A 262-nucleotide genomic window follows, 5' to 3' on the forward strand; every position below is an offset into this window, starting at 1 on the left:
GTTTTGTCTTGAGCAAGAATAGAGAATCTTCGGATTCTTGTATGATTTAAACTGAAGAGTTTGATCATGGCTCAGATTGAACGCTGGCGGCAGGCTTAACACATGCAAGTCGAGCGGTAACAGGGGGTGCTTGCACCCCGCTGACGAGCGGCGGACGGGTGAGTAATGCATAGGAAACTGCCCAGTAGTGGGGGATAGCCCGGGGAAACCCGGATTAATACCGCGTACGCCCTTCGGGGGAAAGCAGGGGATCTTCGGACCT

Annotated in this window: 1 rRNA gene; it reads left to right on the top strand. The window is 53.4% G+C overall.

Annotation, left to right across the window (positions count from 1 at the left end):
* Positions 1-48: 48 nt before the first annotated feature.
* Positions 49-262, top strand: a 16S ribosomal RNA gene (locus tag MDHKLMBL_RS20745); the annotation flags it as partial.

It is taken from the genome of Marinobacter flavimaris, from assembly GCF_002933295.1.
GTDB classification, from domain to species: domain Bacteria; phylum Pseudomonadota; class Gammaproteobacteria; order Pseudomonadales; family Oleiphilaceae; genus Marinobacter; species Marinobacter flavimaris.